General features: G+C 72.4%; 22 protein-coding genes. 8 read left to right on the forward strand and 14 right to left on the reverse strand.

What is annotated here, in order from left to right; translation table 11 throughout:
- Positions 1-369 (reverse strand): DUF4180 domain-containing protein, encoded by a 369-nt coding sequence (locus QSK15_RS06170; RefSeq protein WP_285793281.1) that lies wholly within the window; start codon positions 367-369, stop codon positions 1-3.
- The gene (locus QSK15_RS06175) at positions 362-814 is read right to left on the reverse strand and encodes a helix-turn-helix domain-containing protein (protein ID WP_285793282.1); all 453 of its coding nucleotides are present in this window, start codon (positions 812-814) and stop codon (positions 362-364) included. Before QSK15_RS06175 ends, QSK15_RS06170 begins: the two co-directional genes overlap by 8 nt.
- 171 nt (positions 815-985) lie before the next feature.
- On the opposite strand from QSK15_RS06175, the gene QSK15_RS06180 reads away from it, so the two are divergent.
- Positions 986-4,333 (forward strand): ATP-binding protein, encoded by a 3,348-nt coding sequence (locus tag QSK15_RS06180; RefSeq protein WP_285793283.1) that lies wholly within the window; start codon positions 986-988, stop codon positions 4,331-4,333.
- A gap of 47 nt (positions 4,334-4,380) precedes the next feature.
- Here QSK15_RS06180 and QSK15_RS06185 read toward each other — a convergent pair whose 3' ends face one another.
- On the reverse strand, positions 4,381-5,340 hold the full coding sequence (locus QSK15_RS06185) for an alpha/beta hydrolase (RefSeq protein WP_285793284.1): 960 nt from the start codon (positions 5,338-5,340) through the stop codon (positions 4,381-4,383).
- A 43-nt stretch (positions 5,341-5,383) separates the two neighbouring features.
- Positions 5,384-5,689, reverse strand: coding sequence for a putative quinol monooxygenase (locus QSK15_RS06190; protein WP_285793285.1), 306 nt, complete (start codon positions 5,687-5,689; stop codon positions 5,384-5,386).
- A 157-nt stretch (positions 5,690-5,846) separates the two neighbouring features.
- On the opposite strand from QSK15_RS06190, the gene QSK15_RS06195 reads away from it, so the two are divergent.
- Entirely contained in the window at positions 5,847-6,752 is a 906-nt protein-coding gene (locus tag QSK15_RS06195) for an AraC family transcriptional regulator (RefSeq protein WP_285793286.1), read from the forward strand.
- 69 nt (positions 6,753-6,821) lie between these two features.
- Here QSK15_RS06195 and QSK15_RS06200 read toward each other — a convergent pair whose 3' ends face one another.
- From QSK15_RS06200 to QSK15_RS06210, 3 genes are read right to left on the reverse strand one after another with little or no spacing between them, the layout of a single operon-like run.
- Positions 6,822-7,679 (reverse strand): ABC transporter permease, encoded by an 858-nt coding sequence (locus QSK15_RS06200; protein ID WP_285793287.1) that lies wholly within the window; start codon positions 7,677-7,679, stop codon positions 6,822-6,824.
- A complete protein-coding gene (locus QSK15_RS06205) occupies positions 7,676-8,689 on the reverse strand; it encodes an ATP-binding cassette domain-containing protein (protein WP_285793288.1) in 1,014 nt (337 codons plus the stop codon). Before QSK15_RS06205 ends, QSK15_RS06200 begins: the two co-directional genes overlap by 4 nt.
- Positions 8,690-8,716: 27 nt before the next feature.
- A complete protein-coding gene (locus QSK15_RS06210) occupies positions 8,717-9,271 on the reverse strand; it encodes an NADPH-dependent FMN reductase (RefSeq protein ID WP_285793289.1) in 555 nt (184 codons plus the stop codon).
- A 131-nt stretch (positions 9,272-9,402) separates the two neighbouring features.
- On the opposite strand from QSK15_RS06210, the gene QSK15_RS06215 reads away from it, so the two are divergent.
- A complete protein-coding gene (locus QSK15_RS06215; RefSeq protein WP_285793290.1) occupies positions 9,403-9,918 on the forward strand; it encodes a GNAT family N-acetyltransferase in 516 nt (171 codons plus the stop codon).
- 25 nt (positions 9,919-9,943) lie between these two features.
- Here QSK15_RS06215 and QSK15_RS06220 read toward each other — a convergent pair whose 3' ends face one another.
- Both QSK15_RS06220 and QSK15_RS06225 read right to left on the reverse strand, forming a co-directional pair.
- Positions 9,944-10,930: an aldo/keto reductase gene (locus QSK15_RS06220; protein WP_285793291.1), complete on the reverse strand. Its 987-nt coding sequence runs from the start codon at positions 10,928-10,930 to the stop codon at positions 9,944-9,946.
- 75 nt (positions 10,931-11,005) lie between these two features.
- A complete protein-coding gene (locus tag QSK15_RS06225; protein WP_285793292.1) occupies positions 11,006-11,758 on the reverse strand; it encodes an SDR family oxidoreductase in 753 nt (250 codons plus the stop codon).
- A 102-nt stretch (positions 11,759-11,860) separates the two neighbouring features.
- Between QSK15_RS06225 and QSK15_RS06230 the strand changes: the two genes are divergently transcribed.
- Entirely contained in the window at positions 11,861-12,703 is an 843-nt protein-coding gene (locus tag QSK15_RS06230; protein ID WP_285793293.1) for a helix-turn-helix transcriptional regulator, read from the forward strand.
- Positions 12,704-12,818: 115 nt separating this feature from the next.
- Here the strand turns inward: QSK15_RS06230 and QSK15_RS06235 are convergent, their stop codons facing one another.
- Both QSK15_RS06235 and QSK15_RS06240 read right to left on the reverse strand, forming a co-directional pair.
- Positions 12,819-13,670, reverse strand: coding sequence for an aldo/keto reductase (locus QSK15_RS06235; RefSeq protein WP_285793294.1), 852 nt, complete (start codon positions 13,668-13,670; stop codon positions 12,819-12,821).
- A 98-nt stretch (positions 13,671-13,768) separates the two neighbouring features.
- Positions 13,769-14,734: a LysR family transcriptional regulator gene (locus tag QSK15_RS06240; protein ID WP_285793295.1), complete on the reverse strand. Its 966-nt coding sequence runs from the start codon at positions 14,732-14,734 to the stop codon at positions 13,769-13,771.
- A 52-nt stretch (positions 14,735-14,786) separates the two neighbouring features.
- On the opposite strand from QSK15_RS06240, the gene QSK15_RS06245 reads away from it, so the two are divergent.
- Complete coding sequence (locus tag QSK15_RS06245; protein ID WP_285793296.1) at positions 14,787-15,701, forward strand: serine hydrolase; 915 nt, start codon at positions 14,787-14,789, stop codon at positions 15,699-15,701.
- 153 nt (positions 15,702-15,854) lie between these two features.
- Positions 15,855-16,832, forward strand: coding sequence for an MBL fold metallo-hydrolase (locus QSK15_RS06250; RefSeq protein ID WP_285793297.1), 978 nt, complete (start codon positions 15,855-15,857; stop codon positions 16,830-16,832).
- A 42-nt stretch (positions 16,833-16,874) separates the two neighbouring features.
- Here the strand turns inward: QSK15_RS06250 and QSK15_RS06255 are convergent, their stop codons facing one another.
- Genes QSK15_RS06255 through QSK15_RS06265 form a run of 3 tightly spaced genes read right to left on the reverse strand, consistent with a single transcriptional unit; the run spans position 16,875 to position 19,269 of the window.
- Positions 16,875-17,417 (reverse strand): DUF1697 domain-containing protein, encoded by a 543-nt coding sequence (locus QSK15_RS06255; RefSeq protein ID WP_285793298.1) that lies wholly within the window; start codon positions 17,415-17,417, stop codon positions 16,875-16,877.
- A 29-nt stretch (positions 17,418-17,446) separates the two neighbouring features.
- Complete coding sequence (locus QSK15_RS06260) at positions 17,447-18,115, reverse strand: response regulator (protein ID WP_285793299.1); 669 nt, start codon at positions 18,113-18,115, stop codon at positions 17,447-17,449.
- Positions 18,112-19,269, reverse strand: a complete 1,158-nt coding sequence (locus QSK15_RS06265) for a sensor histidine kinase (RefSeq protein ID WP_285793300.1) — start codon at positions 19,267-19,269, stop codon at positions 18,112-18,114. Before QSK15_RS06265 ends, QSK15_RS06260 begins: the two co-directional genes overlap by 4 nt.
- 168 nt (positions 19,270-19,437) lie before the next feature.
- On the opposite strand from QSK15_RS06265, the gene QSK15_RS06270 reads away from it, so the two are divergent.
- Together QSK15_RS06270 and QSK15_RS06275 are read left to right on the forward strand one after the other, a co-directional pair.
- Complete coding sequence (locus QSK15_RS06270) at positions 19,438-20,187, forward strand: ABC transporter ATP-binding protein (RefSeq protein WP_285793301.1); 750 nt, start codon at positions 19,438-19,440, stop codon at positions 20,185-20,187.
- Complete coding sequence (locus tag QSK15_RS06275; protein ID WP_285793302.1) at positions 20,181-22,610, forward strand: ABC transporter permease; 2,430 nt, start codon at positions 20,181-20,183, stop codon at positions 22,608-22,610. Before QSK15_RS06270 ends, QSK15_RS06275 begins: the two co-directional genes overlap by 7 nt.
- Positions 22,611-22,617 lie beyond the last annotated feature (7 nt).

Below are 22,617 nucleotides of genomic sequence, written 5' to 3' on the forward strand. Positions count from 1 at the left end.
TTATCGGGCGGCGCGGAGGCGGGCGTCGAGCGCGTCGAGGTCGGGGACGAACCAGATCTGCCCGCCCTGGTTCGACTCGTGCACCAGCGCGCGCAACGCGGAACTCTCCGCGAGCTGCGCCGAGATGTCGCCGACGACGGCCAGCCGCACCCGGTAGTTGACGAACTTCTGCATCACGTCGCCGGCGAAGCGGGTGCCCAGCGAGAAGAAGCGTTTGTCGAGTCGGTTGGCCGGCACGGCCACCACCTGGGCGCCGAGGAACGCCGCGCCGATCAGGTCCAGCGCGTCCTGCTCGGTGGCCACCGGCGGCCCCGCCGGGTCACAGACCAGCACCGGCACTCCGGCGCGTTCCTGGATCTCGTCAGGCATCGTGGACCTCCCGGTCGAGCAGGCCGTTGTCGGCGTTGAGTACGGCATCGAGCAGGTGCAGCAACTCGGCGGTGGCGGCCGGGTCACCCAGGATGATGATCTTCATGCGGTGGCGTTGCTCGTCGTACACGGTCTGCACCCGCAGTGGACTGGCCTGGTCGTGGGCGGTGTTGGCGCTGGTGAGCACGAGCGTGCCGAGCCGGTCGGCGGCGGCTCTGTCGGCACCGTCGATCTGCACGATGCTCGACACCTCCGCCTGCCTGGCGATGCTGGGCGCGGCCGGGGCCCGGCCGGTGAGCGCGTCGAGATCACTGGCGGCGATCCGGTACTGCTTGCCGATCCGCACCGCGCGCAGCCGGCCCGAACGGATGTAGCTGCGCACCGTCCGCACGTGCAGCCCAAGCCGGTCGGCGACCTGCTCAGCCGAGTACATGTTATCCATCATCGTTCCCCATGCTACGCCGATAGGGAAGGTTAGCGACAAGTAGGGTAGATTCTTTGGCGACACCAGCTCGACAGCGCCCCGGTCAATGCGTGCGCTTCCCAGGACCAGGAGAGGGGGTCGGCCGGCTAACTCGCTCGCGCTGTCGGACGGTTGCAGTACCGTCTGGAAACCATGGACGCGCGGCGCGGTGACGCCATCATCGGGCGGGATCACAGTGCTGGCCTGTTGCGCGCCGAGTTGGACCGCGCCACCACGAGCCACGGCGGTCTCGTCCTGGTCACCGGCGAGCCGGGCATCGGCAAGACGACTCTCGTCACGTCCGCAGCCCGGGAGGCCCGGCACCGTGGCGCACTGGTGCTCGGCGCCGCCTGCTGGGATTCCGACAGCGCACCCGGCTACTGGCCGTGGGTGCAGGTGCTGCGCGGCCTGCGGCGCTCCGCCGACGACTGGGCGGTGGCACGGCCGGACGCCGAGCCGGCCCTCGCGGCCCTGCTCGGTGAGACCGACACCAGCAAGCAGCAGGCCGAACGGCTCGCCAGCTGGGCCGGCGTCAACACCGACAGCGCCGACCAGGAGGCGTTCGCGCTGTACGACGCGGTGACCGCCGCGCTGGTCGCGGTCTCCCAGCAACGGCCGGTCGTGGTCGTCCTCGACGATCTGCACTGGGCCGACCCGGCCTCGCTGCGGCTGCTGAGCTTCGCCGCCCAGCACACCTGGTTCGAGCGGTTGCTGCTGGTCGGCACTTACCGTGACGCGGAGATCGAGTCGGGGGAGCACCCGCTGCGCCCGCTGCTGATGCCGCTGGTCGCGAAGGCCACCACGATCACTCTCACCGGGCTCTCCCGCGACGAGGTGGCCGCGCTGATGGCCCGCACCGCCGGACGCGAGCCCGACGCCGACCTCGTCGACGAGGTGCACCGGCGCACCGGCGGCAACCCGTTCTTTATCGAGCAGACGGCCCGACTGTGGCATGCCGACGACGCGGCCGGCACGATCGCCCCCGGCGTACGGGAAGCGGTGCGCCGCCGCCTGGCCCAGTTGCCGCCGTCCGTGGTCGAGGCGCTCACCGTCGCGGCCGTGCTGGGCCGCGAGTTCCACCGTCAGGTCCTGGCGGCCTGCGGTGCCGCCCCGGTGGCGCAGGTCGACCGGCTGCTCGACCGGGCGGTGACCGCCCGACTGGTGGTGGCCCGGGGCGGCGGCCGGTTCGCCTTCGCCCACGACCTGGTCCGCGAAACCCTCTACGACGGCCTGACCGACGACGACCGGCGAGCCCGGCACGCTGCGGTCGTCCGGGCGGTCGACGATCTGCAGGAGCTCACCGACCGGCTGATCCCGGCCGACCTCGCCCGCCACGCCTACCTCGCCGGCCCCGCGCTCGACCCGGCCCGGGTGGCCACACTGCTGGTCGCCGCCGGGCGGGACGCGTTCGTCCGGCTGTCCGGCGACGAGGCGGCCGTGCACTTCCGCCGAGCGCTGGAGGTCGTCGACGACCGGGAACAACGAGTACGCATCCTCGTCGAGTTCGGTGAAACGCAATACCACCACGCCGGCCGGGAAGAGGCCACGGTGCTGCTCACCGAGGCCGGGGTGCTGGCTCGTACCCTCGACGACCCGGTGCTGCTGGCCCGCGTCGCGCTCATCGTGAACCGCGCCCGCCAGGTCGAGATCGCTTTCTCCAACGAGGCGGCGGAGCTGGTACGCGAGGCGTACCGGCGGCTGATCGGCGAACCGGACGCCGACGCATCGGTCGGCACGCTGGTCGCCGACCTGATCACCGCAACCGAGACGATCGCCCGCCGAGGGCAGGACGACGAGGCGCTCACTTTCAGCCTCTGGGCCCGCCACGACGCCACCTGGGGTTTGGGTACCGCGGCGGCCCGTGCCGCGCTCACCGCGGAGATCAGGGACGTGGCCCGCCGGACGCCTGACCGGGAGACCGAGCTGTGGGCCACCGCGCTGCGCTGGGTGGCGCTGCTGGAGTTGGGCGATCCCGGCTTCTTTGGGGAGTTCAGCACCTTCGTCAACGCGGACCGGGACGGCGACCTCACCCGGTACCGGATAGCGGCCTCCGTCGACAGCGCCATCATCGCCGCTTTCCGGGGTGACTTCGCCGAGGCTGACGAGCGCTTCGCCGAGATCACCGACATCGCGGACCCGAGCCATGCCGAGTTCGGGTTCATGGGCCATCACCTGCGCTGGTCCCGTCTGCTGCTTGAGGGTCGGTTCGCCGAGGCCGACACGCTGCTGGACGGGCTGACCTCGACCGACTACCCCTACCGGGAACTGCTGCGGGCGATCACCGCCGCGGAGCGGGGCGACGGCGAGACGGCGGTGCGGCTGACCGCCGGCATCGAGGCTGCCGCCGTCCGGTACCCGCGCCCGGTGTCACCGCTCTGGCTCCGGCTGCGCGCGCAGGCTGCCGCCGCGTCCGCCGACCCGCAGCGCTGCGACGCCGCACGGGCCGCACTCGCCCCACATCGTGGAGAGTGGATGGTGGCGCTGTTCGGCTGCGACATCAGCGGCCCCGTCGACTACTGGTTGGCGCTGATCGACGCCGCCCAGGGCCGCTGGGACGACGCCGTCGCCGGCTTCACCGCCGCCCGTGACTCCGCCGACCGGTTGGGCTCCCGGCCCTGGTCGCTGCTCGCCCGCACCGGCCTCGTGACCGCCCTCGCCAGCCGAGGCAACCCGGACGACACCGCGACGGTGACCGGGCTGCGGGCCGCCACCGTCCAGGAGGCGACGGCTCTCGGTATGACGCAGGTGCTGCACCGGATCGCCGAACCCGCCCCCACCGACGTGGCCGAGCAGACCGCCACCGCACGCCAGGCCCCCGCGCCGGCCACAGCAGCCGGGCCAGGCCAGCTTGCCCCGTCGAGCCAACTCGCCGCGCCGGGTCAGAGCGTCGGGCCGGCCAACGCCGGCTCAGGCCAGGTTGCGGTGCCCGGCCAGGCCACGGCGGTCGCTGTCGAGGGGTACGAGTTTCGGCGCGACGGGCCGGTGTGGCAACTCGCGTACGCCGGTGTCGTGGTTCATCTGCCCGACGCCAAAGGGTTGCACGACCTGCACCTGCTGTTGAGTAGGCCGGGCAGCGACGTGCCGGCGGTGGAGTTGCTCGACCCGGCGGCCGGGCCGGAGCTGGTCGCCGCCCGGCGGATGGGGGCCGACCCGGTCCTCGACGAGGAGGCGAAGGCCCGCTACCGGCGGCACCTGGCCCGTCTCGACGAGGAGATCGACCGGGCCGCCGCGCGTGACGACGAGCGGAAGGTGTCCATGCTGGACGCCGAGCGGGGTGCGTTGCTCGACGAGCTACGTGCCGCGGCGGGGCTGGCCGGTCGCAGCCGCCGGTTGGGTGACGAGGCCGAGCGGGCCCGCAAGACGGTGACCGCGCGGATCCGGGACACGCTGCGCAAGCTCGACGAGCGGCACCCAACGCTCGCCGGTCACCTGCGCGACTGCGTCTCGACCGGCAGCACGTGCCGTTACCTGCCACCCTCGCCGCTGCCCTGGCGGCTCTGAAGCCGTGGCCGGCGCGACGCGTGGTCGACACCGGCCGCGGGTCCGGGTCAGTCCTTGAGAGCAGGGTCGGGGTCCAGAACTCGGGCCAGCCAGTCGGCCTGGGCTCGCCGGGCTGCGTCCGAGACGCGGACCTGCGGGAACAACGCCGAGAACCCGTGGAAGCCGCCGGCCCACAGGTGCAACTCGGCCTGGCCACCGGCCGCCCAGATGCGGGTGGCGTAGTTGACGTCCTCGTCCCGGAAGACCTCGGCGGTGCCGGCGTCGATGTAGGTGGTCGGCAGGCCGGAGAGGTCGTCCGCGAGCGCCGGTGAGACGTACGCCGAGACGCTGTGCCCGCCGAGCACGCTGCGCCACCCGAACTCGTTCATCTCCCGGGTCCACACGCCGTCCGGGCCGGTGTACTGATGGCTGGAGGTGGTTTCGTTGCGGTGGTCGAGCATGGGGCACGACAGCAACTGGGCGGCGATGGCCGGGGTGCCGAGGTCGCGGGCCAGGAGTGTGACACCGGCGGCCAGGCCACCTCCGGCGCTGGCACCGGCCACCACGATGCGGGCCGGGTCGATGCCAAGGTCAGCGGCGTTCTCGGCCACCCAGAGCAGGCCCTGGTAGCAGTCGTCGACGAGAGTCGTACCCGTTGCCTCCGGTGCCAGCCGGTAGTCAACGGTGACCACGACGGCGCCGAACCGGTCGAGCCACTCCAGTGGGACGTCGATGTTCGAGAAGCGGTCGCCCCACATCATCCCACCGCCGTGAATCCAGTAGACGCAGGGCGCGTCGGCCCCAAGGCCGGTGGGGCTGAGGATTGACAGCGGGATCGGGGTGCCGTCACTCGCGGGAACGGTGACTTCGCGCCGCTCGACCGCACGGCCGTTGAGGTGCGTCTCGATCGGCGGCTGGGGGAAGTGGCGGAGCAACTCGATCACCTCGGGGCCGAGGGGCGGCATGGCCGGCAGTTCGGCCAGGGGTGCGAGCAGTTCGGGGTCGATGGCCGGTCGGGTGGGGTTCATCGGGAGTCCTTTCGGTTCCAGGGGGCGGTGACGGGTTGCCGGCTCAGAAGGTCGCCTTGCCGCCGACCGGCACCGCGTCGGTGTATGTCGAGTCGGCGGCCAGCAGCGGCTGAAGCTTCGCGACCAGAGCCTGCGCCTGCTCCCCGGCGAAGAACGCGCTGTGCGCCTCGGCGCTGGTCCAGCCTTCGATGACGTGGACGACGTCGGGGTTCGAGGCCGAGCGGGACACCATGAAGACGAGGCAGTCGTCGTGGGGTAGGGACGGCGCGTCGAGCAACAGGTGGATCAGCTCGTCCGCCTTTCCCGGCTGGGCGGTCATGGTGGCCTGGAACCCGTGGTGAACGGTCATCGAAGTGACTCCTAATCGTCGAGCTCTTGCTGCGATCTCGGAAAACTGACACTTCAATAAGAGCACCGCTACCAGCGGGAACGTTAGACAGATGCTCTCCAGCCCTTGCCTAATCCTCTCGTTGTGACGAGCATCGGTCACGTGCTTCAATCGGGCCGTGTACCTCCACGAGCTGCGGACGTTGCTGGCCCGCCATGCCCGTCCGGACATGTCCACACCCATCGAGGGGGTGCTGATTTCGAAGGTCGACCAGCAGACCGGGCCAACCACGTCGATGTCGGGCACCGTGCTGGCGCTGATCGCCCAGGGCGCGAAGCGGATGGCGCTGGGTGACCGTGTGTACGAGTACCGCGCGGGCCAGTACCTTGTGGCGTCGGTGGATCTGCCGGTCACCGGCCGGTTCACCCAGGCCAGCGCCGACTCGCCGGCGCTGGGGTTCGGGCTGGTGCTGCATCCGGTCACGGTCGCCGAGTTGCTGCTGCAGGCGGCACCGGGCGACCTCCCACCCCTGCCTGGAGGGACGCCCTCCGGGATGGTGGTCAGCGACGCTCCCGACGAACTCGGCGACGCGGTGGTCCGACTGCTTCGACTGCTGGACCGGCCCCGGGACGTCACGGTGCTCGCGCCCCTGATCAAGAGGGAGATCCTCTGGCTGCTGCTCAGGGGGGAGCAGGGTGCCGCGGTTCGGCAGCTCGGCCTGGCCGACAGCAGCCTCAGCCACATCGCCCGGGCGGTGCGGTGGATCCGCGACCACTACGCGCAGGCGTTCCGGGTGGAGGATCTGGCCCGGCTGTCCGGGATGAGCGTGTCCGCGTTCTACCGCAACTTCCAGGCGGTGACCGCGATGAGCCCGATCCAGTTCCAGAAGCAGATCCGGTTGCAGGAGGCCCGGCTCCTTCTCGCCACCCATCCCAACGACGTCACCGGGGTGGGAATCCGCGTCGGCTACGAGAGCCCGTCGCAGTTCAGCCGTGAATACCGTCGCCAGTTCGGCGCGCCGCCCAGCCAGGACGCCAGCCGCCTGCGCGGCGTCACCCGAGCCGAGGTGCCGGCGGTCGTCTGATCGACAACCGAACAGCCGACGGGTGCCGCCACCGCGGTGGCGGCACCCGTCAACCGGGGTCGGAGCAGGTCAGCGGCGGTTGTACTTGTACATGGTCAGGGTGCCGAAGACGAGCACGAAACCGGCGCTCCACAGCAGCAGCCACATCGTGGCCGACGGGTCCGACTCGCCGCTCATCGCGCCCCGGATCGCGGCCACCAGCTGCGTCACCGGGTTGACCTTCACGAACGCCTGGAGCCAGCCGGGCATGGTGCTCGGCTCGACGAAGACGTTGCTGAGGAACGTCAGCGGGAACAGCACCATCATGCTGACCCCCATCACCGACTTCTCGCTGCGCAGGATCAGCCCGAAGAACGTCCACACCCAGGAGAACGCGAACGAGAAGACCACCAGCAGCCCGATGCCGGCGGCGACACCGAGCGCCCCGCCCTCGGGCCGGAAGCCGAGCACCAGCCCGAGACCCAGGATCACCAGGGCGGCGAGGATGTAGCGCAGCACGTCGCCGAAGATCATGCCGACCAGGGCGGCCGGACGCCAGACGGGCAGCGTACGGAATCTGTCGAAGATGCCCTTCTCGATGTCGGTGTTGAGGCCGATACCGGTGTACATGGTGATCATGACGACGCTGGTCACCATGATGCCGGGCAGGAAGAACTGCAGGTAGTCACGCGGGCTGCCGGCGAGGGCGCCACCGAACAGGTACGTGAACATCAGCACCATGATGATCGGGAACGCGGTCACGTCGAAGAGCTGCTCCGGCACGTGCTTGATCTTCAGCATGGCCCGCCAACCGAAGGTGAGCGACGCGCCCAGCGCGCTCGGCCGGGGAGGTCGGGCACCGGGCGCGAGGACGGTCGCCAGTGCCTCGGCGGACGGGACGTAGACGGACGGCGCCCGTTCGGCGGTGGTGGTCGTGGTGTCGCTCATCGGGCTGCCTCCAGCTCGTCGTCGCGCTCGTCGGCCGGCACGGCGGGGTGGTCGGTCAGGGCCAGGAAGACCTCGTCCAGGCTCGGCTGGCCGAGGGAGAAGTTGTCGACCACGATGCCGGCGCGGGCCAGGTCGCTGAGCACGCGGGCGGCCTGGGCGCTGGCGTCGAGGTCGGTGCCGGCCTCACCGACGCGGGCGGTCAACGCCACCGGGTCGGCGGCGAGCTGCACCGGCACACCGAGCGCCTCGCGGAGCACCCGTTCCGCGTCGGGGCGCTGCCCGGGGTCGCGCAGTCGCAGGTGGACGGTGCCCGAGCCGATCGACGACTTCAACTCACCCGGGGTGCCCTCCGCGATCACCCGGCCGTGGTCGACGACCGCGATCCGGCCGGCGAGCTGGTCGGCCTCGTCGAGGTACTGGGTGGTCAGCAGCACCGTCGTGCCGTGCGACACCACAGCCCGGACGATCTCCCACACCTGGTTGCGGCTTCGCGGGTCGAGGCCGGTGGTCGGCTCGTCGAGGAAGAGCAGATCCGGGGTGTTCAGGATGCTGGCGGCGATGTCGATGCGCCGCCGCATCCCACCGGAGTACTTCTTCACCTGGCGGTCGCTGGCATCGGTCAGACCGAACGCGGCGAGCAGGGCCGCCGCGCGGTCCCGGGCCGCCGGCTTGCGCAGGCCGAGCAGCCGGGCGAGGAGCACCAGGTTCTCCGTACCGGTGAGGTCCTCGTCGACGGAGGCGTACTGGCCGGTGAGGCTGACCCGGGAACGGACCTTGTCGGCCTCGGCGACCACGTCGTGCCCGAACACCCGGGCCGAACCGCCGTCGGGCCGCAGCAACGTGGCGAGCACCCGGACCGCTGTGGTCTTGCCCGCGCCGTTCGGGCCGAGCAGGCCGTAGACGGTGCCGGCGGGCACCTGCAGGTCGATGCCGGCCAGCGCCCGGGTGTCCCCGAACGAACGGGTGAGCCCCTCGGCCTCGATGGCCAGGCCGGTGGTGCGTCTACTCATGATCCTTACCTTTCGTGGTGGACGTGTTCAGGAGACGTACGGGCGGGCCGCCCGGCCGTCGCGCAGCGCCAGACCCCACCAGCGCAGCTGGTCGAGCAGGGCGTCGACGTCGCGGCGCAGTTCGTCGGTGCACCGGGCGGCCGGTTCGCCGGTGAGCAGGTCGATCCCGACGACGTCGCGCACCGTCATCGCGTGCAGGGCGGTGAAGACGGTGCGGAGCTGGTCGACGGCGTGCCCGCCGGTGGACCGACAGCCGTACGACACGAAGCCGACAGGTTTGGCCTGCCACTCGTCGTACGCGTAGTCGATGGCCTGTTTCAAGGGTGCCGGGAAGCTGTGGTTGTACTCGGGGGTGACCACGACGAACGCGTCCGCCCGGCCCACCTCGCGAACGAACGCCCGGATCGGCGCGGTCGGCTCGGCGGGATAGGTGGCCGGGAAGTCGTACCCGGTCAGGTCAACGACCGTCACCGCCAGGTCGTCGTGCCGCCCGGCCTGCTCGACGAACCAGGTGGCGATCCGGTCGCCGACCCGCCCCTCCCGGGTGCTGCCGACGATCACGGCGATCCGTAGCGGTGTCATGCGCCACCCCCCTTCCACTCTGAAGGCGCGAGGTGACCGCAGACGCCCGCTAGATCTGATCTAGCGGGCGCGGTTTCGGGGCGGAATGTCGGTGCGGTCGGCTTGACTGGGGTCGACGAACAGGGGGCGGGATGGCACAGGTACGCATCGAACCGTGGCACGAGGACGACCTCGACCTGCTGCGGCAGCTCAACACACCGGAAACCCGCAAGCACACCGGCGGCCCGGAGACCGACGAGCAGGTGCTGGCCCGCCACGACCGGTACGTGCACTTCTCCGGCACCGAGCAGGGCTGCATGTTCACGCTGGTGCTGCCGGACGGCGCGCGGGCGGGCAGCGTCGGCTACTGGGCCCGCGAGTGGCGCGACGAACCGGTGTACGAGATGGGCTGGGCGGTGCTGCCCGCGTACCGGGGGAGAGGGCTGGCCACGGCGGCGGTGCGCGCGGTCGTCGACGTCGCTCGCGCCCGACGGGACCGGCGCTACGCGCACGCCTACCCCTCGGTGGACAATCCCGCGTCGAACGCGGTGTGCCGCAAGGCGGGTTTCACGCTGCTCGGTGAGACCGGTTTCGAATATCCGCCGGGGCGGATGATGCGGGCCAACGACTGGCAGCTCGACCTGACCGCCCCACCGGCCGGGAGTTGAGGTCGGCGGGGCGGCCGGTGACAGGTCACCAGGTGGTGTCGAGGCGGTGTCGCTGCTCGGCGGTCAGCTCCAGGTCGACCGCTGCCAGGCTCTCCTCCAGTTGCGCCACCGAGGAGGCGCCCACCAGCGGAATGCACGGCAGGTCGCCGCCCAGCAACCAGGCCAGCACCACCTGGTTGACAGTCGCGCCGGTCTGCCCGGCCACCTCCCGCAGGGCATCCAGTCGTCGGGGCGCGCTCGGCAGGTCGTAGGCCGGGCTGAGCGGCTTGTCCGCCCGGGTGAACGCCCCCTTGAGCAGCGGCGAGTACGCCACCAGGGTCAACTCCGGCTCGGCACGCAGGTAGCTGAGCAGGTCACCGCTGACGCCGCCCGGCTCGCCGTCCGGGTCCAGCTCGCTGATCAGGTCGGTGCGGTTCGGCAGGTAACTGCGGTGGTACTGGAGCACCTCGTACCCGGGCAGGCCGGCGGCGGCGGCCAACGCGCGGGCCCGTTCCACCCGCCAGGCCCGGTGGTTGCTCGCGCCCAACAGACCGACGGTGCCCTCGGCGACCAGCTCGGCGAAGCCCTCCACGGTCTCCTGGAGAGGCACGGTCCGGTCCTCGATGTGCGCGTAGAGCAGGTCCAGCCGCTCCACGCCGAGCCGGTCCCGGCTGCGCTGCGCCGACTCGCGGATCACCGTGGCGGACAGGCCCTCGGCGTTGTCCAGGTAGCTGGTCCCCGGGGCCAACGGTCGGGCGCCCAGCTTGGTGGCGATGACGATCTCGGGGCCGACGCCCCGGCTGCGCCGCCACCGGCCGAGCAGCTCCTCGCTCTGCCCGCCCTGCCCGCCGTCCACCCAGAACGCGTAGTTGTCCGACGTGTCGATGAACGTGCCGCCGGCCTCGACGTACCGGTCCAGGATCGCGTACGAGGTGGCCTCGTCGGTGGCGCTGCCGAAGAGCATCGCGCCGAGGCTGAGCACGCTGACCTCGCGCCGGGTCGCCGGGTCGGTGCCGATGGTGCGGTACCGCATGGGGATCTCCTCTCGTGCGCCCTGCCGGCGGGCGCACCGATCACCCTGCCGGCTGGAGCGCGCTCCAGGTCAAGCTCACCAGGGGAGTACGCCGTATCCGCCGCCAGCGTCCATCTGGAAACCCCAGAGCAGCCCGTTCGGCCCGTCGGCCGGCAGCGTTGCCAGGTGCACGCTCACCTCGGCACCCTGCTCGGCGGTGCGGAAGCCGCTGTTGCCGTTGAAGTCGGTGGCGCAGTAGCCCGGGTTCGCCGCGTTCACCTTGATCGGGGTGTCCCGCAGCTCCTTGGCGTACATCGCGGTGAGCATGTTCAGCGCCGCCTTCGACGACGGGTACGGCACGGAGGTCAGCGCGAACAGGGCGCCGTCCGGGTCGGTCATCACCGCGATCGAGCCGACCTCGCTGGAGACGTTGACGATCCGGGCGGCCGGTGCCCGGCGCAGCGGCGGCAGCAGCGCGTTCGTCACCGCCACCACCCCGAAGACGTTCGTCTCGTAGAGCCGGCGCATCGTCGCCACCGTCGTCTCGCTGGGCAGCCCCCGCGCGCCGTCGGCGAGGACGACGCCGGCGTTGTTGATCAGCACGTCCAGCCGGCCGTACTCCGCCTCCACCCGCTTCGCGGCGGCCGTCACCGACTCGGCGTCGGTGACGTCGAGCGGCACGAACACCGCGTCCGCGCCGCCGTCGCGCAGCTTCCGTTCGGCTGCCCGGCCCCGTTCGGCGTCCCGTGCGCCCACCAGCACGGTCATGCCGAGGGCGCCGAGCTGCCGGGCGGTGGCGAAGCCGATCCCCTTGTTGGCCCCGGTGATCAGGGCGATCTTGTTCGTCATGCCGTCGAGCGTGTCCGCGTCGGCGGTCTGCGGGGAGAGACGGGCCGAGGCTGGGACCGGTGGTACCACCCTGGCGGCCCGGAGCGGGGGGATGCTGGGGACATGACGAGCAGTGGCCTGCGGCGTGACGAACTGGCGGCGTTCCTGCGTACCCGCCGCACCCGGCTGCGCCCGGCGCAGGTCGGGCTCCCCGAGGGCGAACGCCGACGTACCCCCGGGCTGCGCCGGCAGGAGGTCGCCCAGCTCGCCGGCATGTCGATCGACTACTACATCCGGCTCGAGCAGGGCCGCGGGCCGCACCCGTCCCGGCAGGTGCTCGCGTCGCTGGCCCGGGCGCTGCTGTTGAGCCGGGACGAGCGGGAGTACCTGTTCCGGGTTGCCGGCGAGACCGCGCCGCCGGCCGGCGGGCCGAGCCGGGTGGTGCCACCCGGGCTGCGGCACCTGATCGACGCGATGACCGAGACTCCGGCGTACCTCGTCGACGCCGCGTACCAGGTGCTGGCCTGGAACCGACTGGCCACGTACTTCGTGGGGGATCTCGCGGCCGTGCCGGACGCGGACCGCAACATGATCCGCTGGATGTTCCGGCAGTCGGCGACCAGCAGTCACTGGACCGACGCCGAAACACTCCGGTTCGTCCGCGGCACCGTGGCGGACCTGCGGGCCGCCTACGGCCGTTACGCGGCCGACCCGGCGATCCGTGAGCTGGTGACCGAGCTGCTCGGCACCTCGCCCCGGTTCGTCCAGCTCTGGGCCGAGCACGACGTCGCGGAACGCCGCCCCACAGTGAAGCGGGTGCCACACCCGGAGCTGGGGCCGTTGGAGTTCGAGTGCCGTGTGCTGCTGGTGCCGGAGACCGACCAGCGGATGATCGTCTACGTCCCGGAGCCCGGCTCGGCGACCCAGGCGGCGTTCCGCCGGATCGCCGAGCGCGTCGGCTCCTGAGCGCCGGGAACAGAGTGATTGACCCGCCAGAAACAGCGTGATGCCTCAGGGTCATCAAGATGACTCTGAGGCATCAAGCATCCGGGAGACCTGACCGCCGAGCGGCGGGCTCAGGTCAGCGGGGGACGTAGGCGAAGGTGTCGGGGTTCGGGCCCTGCCGGCCGGCCTCGCCCTTGTTCAGCTCGGTGATCCGCTCCATCGCCACGTCGTCCAGCTCGAAGTCGAAGATCCGGGTGTTCTCCTCGATCCGCTTCGGGGTGGTCGACTTCGGGAAGATGATGTCGCCGCGCTGCACGTGCCAGCGGAGCACCACCTGCGCCGGGGTCCGGCCGAGCTGCTCGGCGATGTCGACAACCGTCGGGTCGCCGAGCACCTTGCCCTGCGCGATGGGCGACCACGCCTCGGTGAGGATGTTGTGCGCCCGGCCGTAGGCGCGGACCTCGTCGTTGGTGAAGTACGGGTGCGCCTCGATCTGGTTGACCGCCGGCACGACGCTCGCTTCGTCGGCCAGCCGCTGCAGGTGCGGCACCTGGAAGTTCGACACGCCGATGGAGCGGGCCCGGCCGTCGCGCTGGACCTCCTCCAGCACCTTCCAGGTCGACACGTAGTCACCGTCGTACAGGGTCGGCAGCGGCCAGTGGATCAGGAACAGGTCGATGTAGTCCATCTTCAGCGCCGCCAGCGTCGAGTCGAACGCCCGGCGGGCGTCGTCGGGGCGGTGGAAGCCGTTGTTCAGCTTGCTGGTCACGTAGACCGCGCCGCGGTCGAGCCCGGAGGCACGTACCGCCTCGCCGACCTCGGCCTCGTTGCCGTACATCTCGGCGGTGTCGATGTGCCGGTAGCCGATCTCCAACGCGGTGCTCACCGCCGCGACGGTGTCCTTCGGCTCGATCTGGAACACCCCGAAGCCGAGCTGTGGAATGGTGGTGCCGTCGTTCAGGCTGATGTCGGGAATCGTGATTGCCACTGCGGCTCCTTCGCGTCTTCGTTTACCTGTCATCCATACCCGGGCAGGTGGACGAATCACCGCTCAACCCGGCGTGACGAAGGCAACGGCGAAACGGTTCACCCGGTCGTGTCGAACAGCACCGGCCACGGCCGCGCCGCCGGTGTCGACGTCGACGGCGGCTCGGGCGCGGTGGGTTGTGCGGCGGCCAGCACGTCCGCGGCGAGTTGGCCGAACATAGCCGCCGCCGGGTGCGCGGACCGGTCCGGCCAGGCCGCCGAGGTGCGTTTCGCCAGCGGCGCGTCGACGATCGGCCGCCAGGCCATCCGGGGTTCCCGGCGGGCCACCGCCGCCGGTTCCACTGCCACCGCGCCGCCGGCCAGCACGAGCCCGAAGAGGAACTCCGGGTTGCGGGCCGGGCGCACCCGGGTCGGACGCCAACCGTGCTGCCGGCACACCGCCAGCAGGTGATCGTGCCAGCCAGGGGCGGTGGCGCGGGGCGCGGCCACCAGATCCAGACCGGCGAGCGACGCCAGCGGCACCGCACGGCCGCGAGCCAGCGGCGAGGTGCGGGGCAGCAACACCCCCAGGGGTACGTCGACGGGAGTGCCGAAACGCAACCCGTCCGCCGCCACCGGGTGATGCACGATGCCCACGTCCAGGGTTCGCTCGGCGAGCATCCGTACCTGCTCGGCGGTGGTCAGCTCGTGCAGCTCCACGTCCAGCCCGGGTGCCCGGGCGGTGAGCCCGTCCAACAGCGAGCGCAGCGTCACAGCGGGCGTCTCCGGTGGCACCCCGGCCCGCAGTACGCCCAGCTCACCGGCGCGGATCTGGGCCATCAGGCTGCGGAGCCGCCCCTCTCCGGCGAGTAGCTCCTCCGCCTCGCCGAGCAGCAGCTCACCGGCGGTGGTGAGGCGTATCTGCCGGCGGGAGCGGTCGAACAGCTCGACCGTCAGCTCCCGTTCCAGCCGCTGGATCGACTGGCTCAGCGGCGGCTGGGCCATCCCGAGCAGCTCCGCGGCCCGCCCGAAGTGCAGTTCGTGTGCGACCACCACGAAGTGCCGCAGGTGCCGGAGCAGGTCCACGGCCGGGACCCTACGCCTACGCCGGCACCGTGCCGCTGGATACCGTGCCCACGTGGACGTGCAGGAACGTATCGAGGCCATCTTCGCCGCCGCCGGGGTGACGGCCAGCATGCACGCCGTCGACCTGGACGCCGTGGACCTGGCCGTCGACGGCCCGACCGGCAGTGACCGGGAGGTCGGGGTGCGCGCCGACGAGCAGGTGGTGATCGCCTCGATCTTCAAGATCCTGCTGGTGCTGGAGTTCGCCCGGCAGGTCGAGGCCGGTCAGCTGGATCCGACCGAGCGGGTCCTGGTCACGGCCGCCGACCGGCTCGGCGGGTGGGGTCTGGCGGGCTGCGCCGACGACGCCGAGGTGTCGCTGCGCGACCTCGCCTACTTCGCCATGTCGGTCAGCGACAACACCGCCGCCGACCTGCTGCTGCGCCGGGTCGGCCCGGACCTGCTGCCGATCCTCGCCGTCGAGCTGGGGCTGACCCGTACCCGCGTGCTCGGCGGCCCCCGGGACCTGGTCGAGGTGATGCTCGCCGACGTGGGCGCGCGCACCGAAGCGGAGTTCGCCAGGATCTTTCCCACCCTGCCGGCGGAGCAGGTCCGGGCCATGCGGGTCTTCGACCCCGCGCGCACCACGTCCAGCACGGCCCGGGAGACCACCCGGCTGCTCACGCTGATCTGGCGGGATGAGGCTGGTCCGCCTGGAGCGTGCGCGATGGTCCGCACCTGGATGGCCCGGCAGCTCTTCTGGACCCGGCTGGCCGCCGGTTTCCCGCCCGGCGTCCGGGTGTCGGGAAAGACCGGCACCCTGCCCGGGCTGCACCTGGAGGCCGGCGTCGCCGAGTACCCCGACGGCGGCCGGTACGCGATCGCCGTCTTCGCCCGCGCCGAACAGTTGGCCCCGCGCCGCATCGACGTGGACCTGGCGATGGGGGAGGCCGCCCGGACGGCCGTCGAGGCGCTGCGCGGCACCTGATTTGCCGGCCGTCGAAGCGTCTGTGCACCGCCGCTGAGCAGGTCCGATATGCGGTGTCGTATCGGAGCCGACGGCCTTTGATCTTGGACCGGGGCCGGGTGGCGCTGGTTGGCTCGTGTCGACCGATCACCCGACCACGGGGAGCAGATCCGCATGCCCAACCTCGACCGCCGCCGCTTCCTGCGCGACGCCGCCGCCACCACCGCCCTGGTCTCTGCCAGTGGCCTCGCCGCCGGTGCCGCCAGCCCGGCCCAGGCCGCGCCCCCGACCGCCGCACCCGCGCCGACCGCGCGCCGCAAGGGCGCGGTCAGCTTCCGCTGGTGGGGTACGGCCGGCTGGCGCGTCGACATCGGCGACCGCACCGTCCTCGTCGACCCGTTCCTCAGCCGCATCGACACCGGGCTGTTCACCGGCCCGTTCAATACGCAGACCCGGTTGACGGTGCGCACCGACGTGATCGACCCGCGCGTCGACAGGGCCCTGACGGTGCTCGTCACGCACACCCACTGGGACCACTTCATGGACGTGCCGTACATCGCCGAGCGCACCGGCGCGCGGGTGTTCGGCACGCTGACGGCGTACCACCTGGGGTTGGCCTACGGGTTGCCGTCTACGCAGCTCAGCGCCGTCAAGGGTGGCGAGGTGCTGGACTTCGGGGACCACACCGTCGAGGTGGTCGGCTCGCTGCACAGCCGCAACCCGTCGTACTCGGTGGCCTTTCCCGGGGTGCTGGTGACCCCGCCGCCGCAGCCGGCCACCATCGCTGACCTGCCGGAGGGTGACACGCTGGGCTACCTGCTGCGGGTCGACGGCGGCCCGTCGGTCTACTTCACCGGGGCCAGCGACGTCGCCGAGCGGAATCTCACCGGCCTCGCGCCCGACGTGGCGATGGTGGCCATGCAGAGCGCCACCACCACCGGCGACTACCTGCCCCGGCTGCTGGCCGGCCTCGACTACCCGAAGGTCGTGGTGCCGGTGCACTACGACAACTTCGAGACGGCGTTGCAGAACCCGCCGACTGTCGCCCCGACCGACCGCACCCGGCTGAACGAGATGATCGCGGCGATCCGCCGGATCTCGCCGCGCAGCCGGGTCCTGGTGCCCGAGTACGAGACCGCGTACCACTTCTGAGTAGCGTGGGTGGGGGTCGCAGGGCCGCGACCTCCACCGTGCTCAGCCGGCGGTCATCTCCGCCAGGGCCCGCACCGACTTCCAGTTGCGGGTGGTGGCCACCACGCCGAGCTTTTTCTCCAGGTACGCGTTGGTGAACTTCGACCGGCCGTAACCACCGTCGACGTAGTGCAGGAACACCTCCCGGCCGGTCACCGTGAACGACACGTTCTCGCCACCGGGCACGGCGAGCGCGTCCACAGCGGACTTCTCCGGCGCGGTGGCGAGGAATGCCACCAGCAGTCGGGTCGGGTCGTCGTCCCTCTCGGCGTACGGGTTGCCGCCGGCGATCGCGGCCAGCTCCCGGCCGCTGCGCACCAGCACCGGCACCGTCAACGCCAGCTCGTCGGTGAGCGCCCGCTCGATCCCGGCCGCCAACTTCTCCGCGTCGCGCACCGTGCTGCCGAATGCCACGTTGCCGCTCTGCAGGTACGTCCTGACGTCCTCGTGACCGAGGTCGGTGACGATCCGGCGCAGGTCGGCCATCGCCAGCCGGGTGTTGGCGCCGACATTGACCCCACGCAGCAGGGCGACGTAACGGGTCATGGTTCCTCCTCGGATGCGCGCCGACCGGGTCAGCGTAGGCCGCCCGGACCGACCAGTCCCGTCTCGTACGCGACGATGACCAGTTGCGCCCGGTCGCGTACCGCCAGCTTGGTCAGCAGCCGCCCGACGTGCGTCTTGACGGTGGCCTGGCTGAGGTTCAGGTGCGCGGCCAGCTCCGCGTTGGACAGGCCGCGGGCGATCAGCGCCAGCACCTCCCGTTCCCGGTCGGTCACCCCGTCGAGCCGCCGGGGCAACGGCCTGGTCGGCTCCGGGCGCCGGGCGAACTCGTCGATCAACCGGCGGGTCACCGTCGGCGCGAGCAACCCCTCCCCGGCGGCGACCACCCGGATCCCGGTCAGCAGGTCCGCCGGCGGGGTGTCCTTGAGCAGGAACCCGCTGGCCCCGGCGCGCAGCGCCCCGTAGACGTACTCGTCGAGGTCGAACGTGGTCAGGATGATGACCCGGGTGTCGGCCGTCGCCGGGTCGGCACAGATTCGCCGGGTCGCCTCGATGCCGTCCATCTCCGGCATCCGGACGTCCATCAGCACCACATCCGGCCGGTGCTGCCCGGTCAACGCGACCGCCTGCACGCCGGTGCCCGCCTCGCCCACCGTGGTGCAGTCCGGGCTGAGATCGACCAGCAACCGGAAACTGCCGCGCAGCAACGCCTGGTCGTCGACGATCAGCACCCGGATCACGCGGCCACCCGGTAGGGCAGGCTGGCCGTCACCGCGAAGCCACCGTCGGCGCGTGGGCCGGCGCGGAACTCCCCGCCGTGCAACGCCACCCGTTCCCGCATGCCGATCAACCCGTGCCCCTCCCCGCCGAGCAGGACCGGCCGCCGCCCGTCGTCGGTCACCTCCACCCGCACCTCGTCGGGCCGGACGGTCACCGTGGCCCGGCAGGCGGCCGGCGCCGCGTGCTTCACCACGTTCGTCACCGCCTCCTGCACGATCCGGTACACCGCGAGGCCCACCGACTCCGGCACCACGTCGGCCGGCTCCTCCCGTCGTACGTCGAGCTGCACGTCGACCCCGCCGATCGCCGCCTGCCGGGCGAGGGCGGGCAACTCGTCCAGCCCGGGCACCGGGGCGTACGGGCTGTCCGCACGCAGGACGCCGAGCACACGACGCACGTCGGTCAGGGCGGTGCGGCCGGTCTCCTCGATGACCCGCAGCGCGGCGCCCGCCTCCCGGGGGTCGGCCTCGGCGACGTGGTTGGCGACGGCCGCCTTCACCACGATGAGGCTCAGCGTGTGCGCGACCACGTCGTGCAGCTCGCGCGCCACCCGCAACCGTTCCTCGGTGGCGGCCTGACGGACCAACTGGTCGCTCTGCCGGGTGGCGAGGGCGCGTCGCTCCCGGATCAGCCAGCCGATCACCCAGGCCGGCGCGATCATGACGGCGGCGTAGACGACAGCGCCGGTGCGCGACCAGAGATCGCCGGCGGTCAGCACCAGGGCGGCGCTCACCAGTGCGAGACAACCGGCGGCGCACAGCATCGACCGGCGGGTGGGCGTCGACACGGCCACCGTGTAGAAGGCCAGACCGATGGCGAGCGCCGGCGCGGCGGCCGCGAAATTGGGTATCACCCCGGTGATCAGGGCGACGGTGGCGACGGAGCTGATCGCCGCGGCCACCGTCACCGGCCAGCGGCGGCGCACCGCCAACGGCAGCCCCAGGGCCATCCCGACCAGCACGGACACCCAGAGCGGCTCGCGTACGCCACCGTGCAACGGCGACTCCAGCGCCGCGTACGGGCAGAGCGCCCCACCCACGGCCAGCGCCAGCAGTGCGTCCACCGTGTACAGGTCCACCGGCCGCATCCGTCGGGTCAACAGCAGAGCGGTCACCCGTCGAACGGTAACGGCCGGCCGGGCCGGCCGCGTCCACCTGCGGGTGGTCATCCCCGGGGTCGACGTGCCGGCGCTGCCGGGCGGCCGGCTCCACCCCGGGAAGGGTTGGCAAGTGCCAGCCCTGGCACGACGCGCCGCACCCCGGCCTTCGGCACCGTAACTGTCATGACCACAGACACGGTGACAGTGACGGGGCTGCGCGCGGTGTACGGCACCGGCACCCGGCGGGTGACGGCGCTCGACGGCGTGACCACCAGCTTCGCGAGCGGCACGTTCACGGCGGTGATGGGCCCCTCGGGCTCGGGGAAATCCACCCTGCTGCACTGCGCGGCGGGGCTGGACCGCCCGACCGAGGGGAGTGTCACGATCGACGGCATCCGCCTCGACGACCTCGGCGAGGACGAGTTGACCCGGCTGCGGCGCGACCGGATCGGCTTCGTGTTCCAGGCGTTCAACCTCGTGTCCACACTGACCGCCGCGCAGAACGTCGAGTTGCCGTCGCGCCTGGCCCGTCGCCGCCCGCCGGCCGGGGACGTCACCGCCGCCCTCGACGCCGTCGGACTCGCCGACCGGGCCGGGCACCGGCCGAGTGAGCTGTCCGGCGGCGAACAGCAGCGCGTCGCGGTGGCCCGAGCGTTGCTCACCCGTCCGGCGGTGGTCTTCGCCGACGAACCGACCGGGGCACTGGACAGCGCGTCCTCCCGGCAGGTGCTTCGGCTGCTGCGCGCGCTCGTCGACGACCACGGGCAGACAGTGGTGATGGTGACTCACGATCCGGCCGCCGCCGCGTACGCCGACCGGGTGCTCCTGCTCGCCGACGGCCGGGTCGTCGACGAGCTGACCGGCGGGATCACCGCCGCCGCCGTCGCGGCCCGGATCGCCGAGCGGGAGATCGTCGCGGAGTCGTCGTGCTGAGCGTCCGCCGGTCAGCCAGCGCGTTCGTGGCCGTCGCCATCGGGGTCACGCTGGTCGCGGCGGCCACCCTGCTGCTCGCCTCGGGCCGCCCGCAGGTGCCGGACCGGCTGGCGCGGGCGGCGGTCGTGGTGCAGAGCCCCGAGGCGGGCGCGTCGGCCGACCAGTTCGTGCCGACCCGGCCCTGGTCCGCCACCGCCGCGGCCGGGCTGGTCGGCCGGCTGTCCGGTCTGCCGGACGTCGTGGCGGCGGTGCCGGACCGCACCTTCTACGCGCAGCCGCTCGTGGACGGTCGACCCTCGGCCGTCGACAGCGGGCGGGCGGACGCCCACCAGGGGCACGGCTGGTCCAGCGCCCAACTGGGTGGGCTGCGCCTCACGGCGGGCGAGCCGCCCCGCCGGGCCGGCGAGGTGGTCGTCGACCGCGCGCTCGGGCTGGGCGTCGGCGCACCGGTCACCGTGCTGACCGCCGTCGGCCCCGAGCCGTACACCGTCACCGGTCTGGTCGACGGGCCCGGCGTCCACGTCGCCGACGAGGTCGCCGCCGCCCTCGCACCCGGCGTCCGGGCCGTCGGGCTGGTGCTCGCCCCGGGGGCCGACCCCGAGCGGGTCGCCACGGCGGCGCGCGGGGTCGTCGGCGGCGACGGGCGGGTGCTGACCGGTGCCGCCCGAGGGGTGCTGGAGCCGCCCGGCGACGCCCGTACCCGGTGGATCGGCATGCAGGTGCTCACCGCCACGGCGGCTCTCGCCGGCTTCGTCACGGTGTTCGTGGTCGCCTCGACCTTCGCGTTCACCGTCGCACAGCGCCGCCGGGAGTTGGGTCTGCTGCGCGCGGTCGGCGCCACCGGACGCCAGGTCCGCCGCATGGTGGGCGCGGAGGCGCTCGCCGTCGGCGCCTCGGCGGGGCTGGTCGGCCTGCTGCTGGGCGCGGCGCTCGCCCCGCTGCTGGGCCGGCTGCTCGTCGACGTCGGCTACGAACCGTCGACCTTCCGGGTCCGCTACGAACTCTGGCCGGTCGCCGTGTCGCTCGCCGCCGGGCCGGTGATCGCGGTGCTGGCGGTCTGGTCGGCGTCCCGCCGAGCGGCCCGGGTCCGCCCGTTGGAGGCGCTACGCGAGGCCGCTGTCGAACAGCGACCGATCGGCCGGCTGCGCGCCGCCACCGGGACGTTGCTCCTCACGACGGGGGCGGCCCTCAGTGTCGGCACGGCGACCGCCGACGAGGCCCGGGTGGCGGCGCAGTACGCGCTCTACGCGGTGATGGCACTGGTGGCCGGTGCCACAGTGCTCGCCCCGGTGGTGGTCGGGCCGCTGGTGCGGCTGCTGCGTTTCCCGGTGCGTCGGCCCGGTGGCGCGATCGGGATGCTGGTCCGAGGTGGGGCGTTGACAGCGACCCGGCGGACCGCCGCCATCGCCGCGCCGGTGCTGCTCACCGTCGCGTTCGCGGTGCTGGTGTCCGGGATGGTGCGCACCACCAGCGCCGCGTACGCGGCAGGTCGGGCGGACAACGTCAACGCCGGCTGGATCGTCGTGCCGGACCGTGCGCCCGGCCTGTCCGACCGGGCCGTCGCCGCGACCGGTGGCACCGCACTCCTGCCGACCACCGTCTACCGCACCGACCCCGCGACGCCGCCGAAGGACCGGCCGCTGACGGCGCTGGGCGTGGAGCCGGAGGGCTTCGCCGCCGCGAACCGGGTACTCACCGTCGTCGCCGGCTCGCTGGACGACCTGACGGGGGACGACACCGTGGTGGTCACCGCGTCGGCGAACCTGCTGCCGTCCGAGCCGTACCCGGTGGTCTTCGCCGACGGGACGTCGGTGTCGTTGCGCGTCGTCGCCGTGGTCACCGACACCTCGATCCCCGGCGACCTGCTCGTGCCCCGGGCCGTGGTGCGGGCGCACGACCCGTCGGCGTTGACCTCCACCGTGTACGTCCGGGCCCGGATCGATCCGCCCGTCGGCGCGCGGATCCTCGACGTCGCGGGTTGGGCGGCCGAGGCGGACGCGGCCGAGGACCGCCTCGTCTGGCTCTTCACACTGCTGCTGATCGGGGTGTCGGCCGGTTACGGTGCCATCGCGGTGGCCAACACGCTGCTGCTGGCCGCCGCCGGCCGCGCCGCCGACCTGCGGCTGATCCGGTTGGCCGGGGCCACCCGACGGCAGGTCATCTGGCTGGTCACTGCCGAGTCAGCACTGGTGGTGCTGGTCGGCGCCCTGCTGGGCGGTGCTGTCGCGTTCGTCGGTCTGCTCAGCATCCGTGCCGGCCTCGCCGAGCAGGTCGGTGCCCCCGTCGACCTGGTGGTGCCCTGGCCGGTGGTCGCCGGGGTAATGGGGCTGTGTCTGCTGCTCGCGGTGCTGTCGAGTGTGCTGCCGACGTGGCGGTTGCTGCGTCACCGTTCCGCCCGGGCAGCGGTCGGGCCGGTCGGATGACCGCGCC

This window comes from Micromonospora sp. NBRC 107095, from assembly GCF_030269705.1.
Taxonomy (GTDB): Bacteria; Actinomycetota; Actinomycetes; order Mycobacteriales; family Micromonosporaceae; genus Micromonospora; species Micromonospora parva.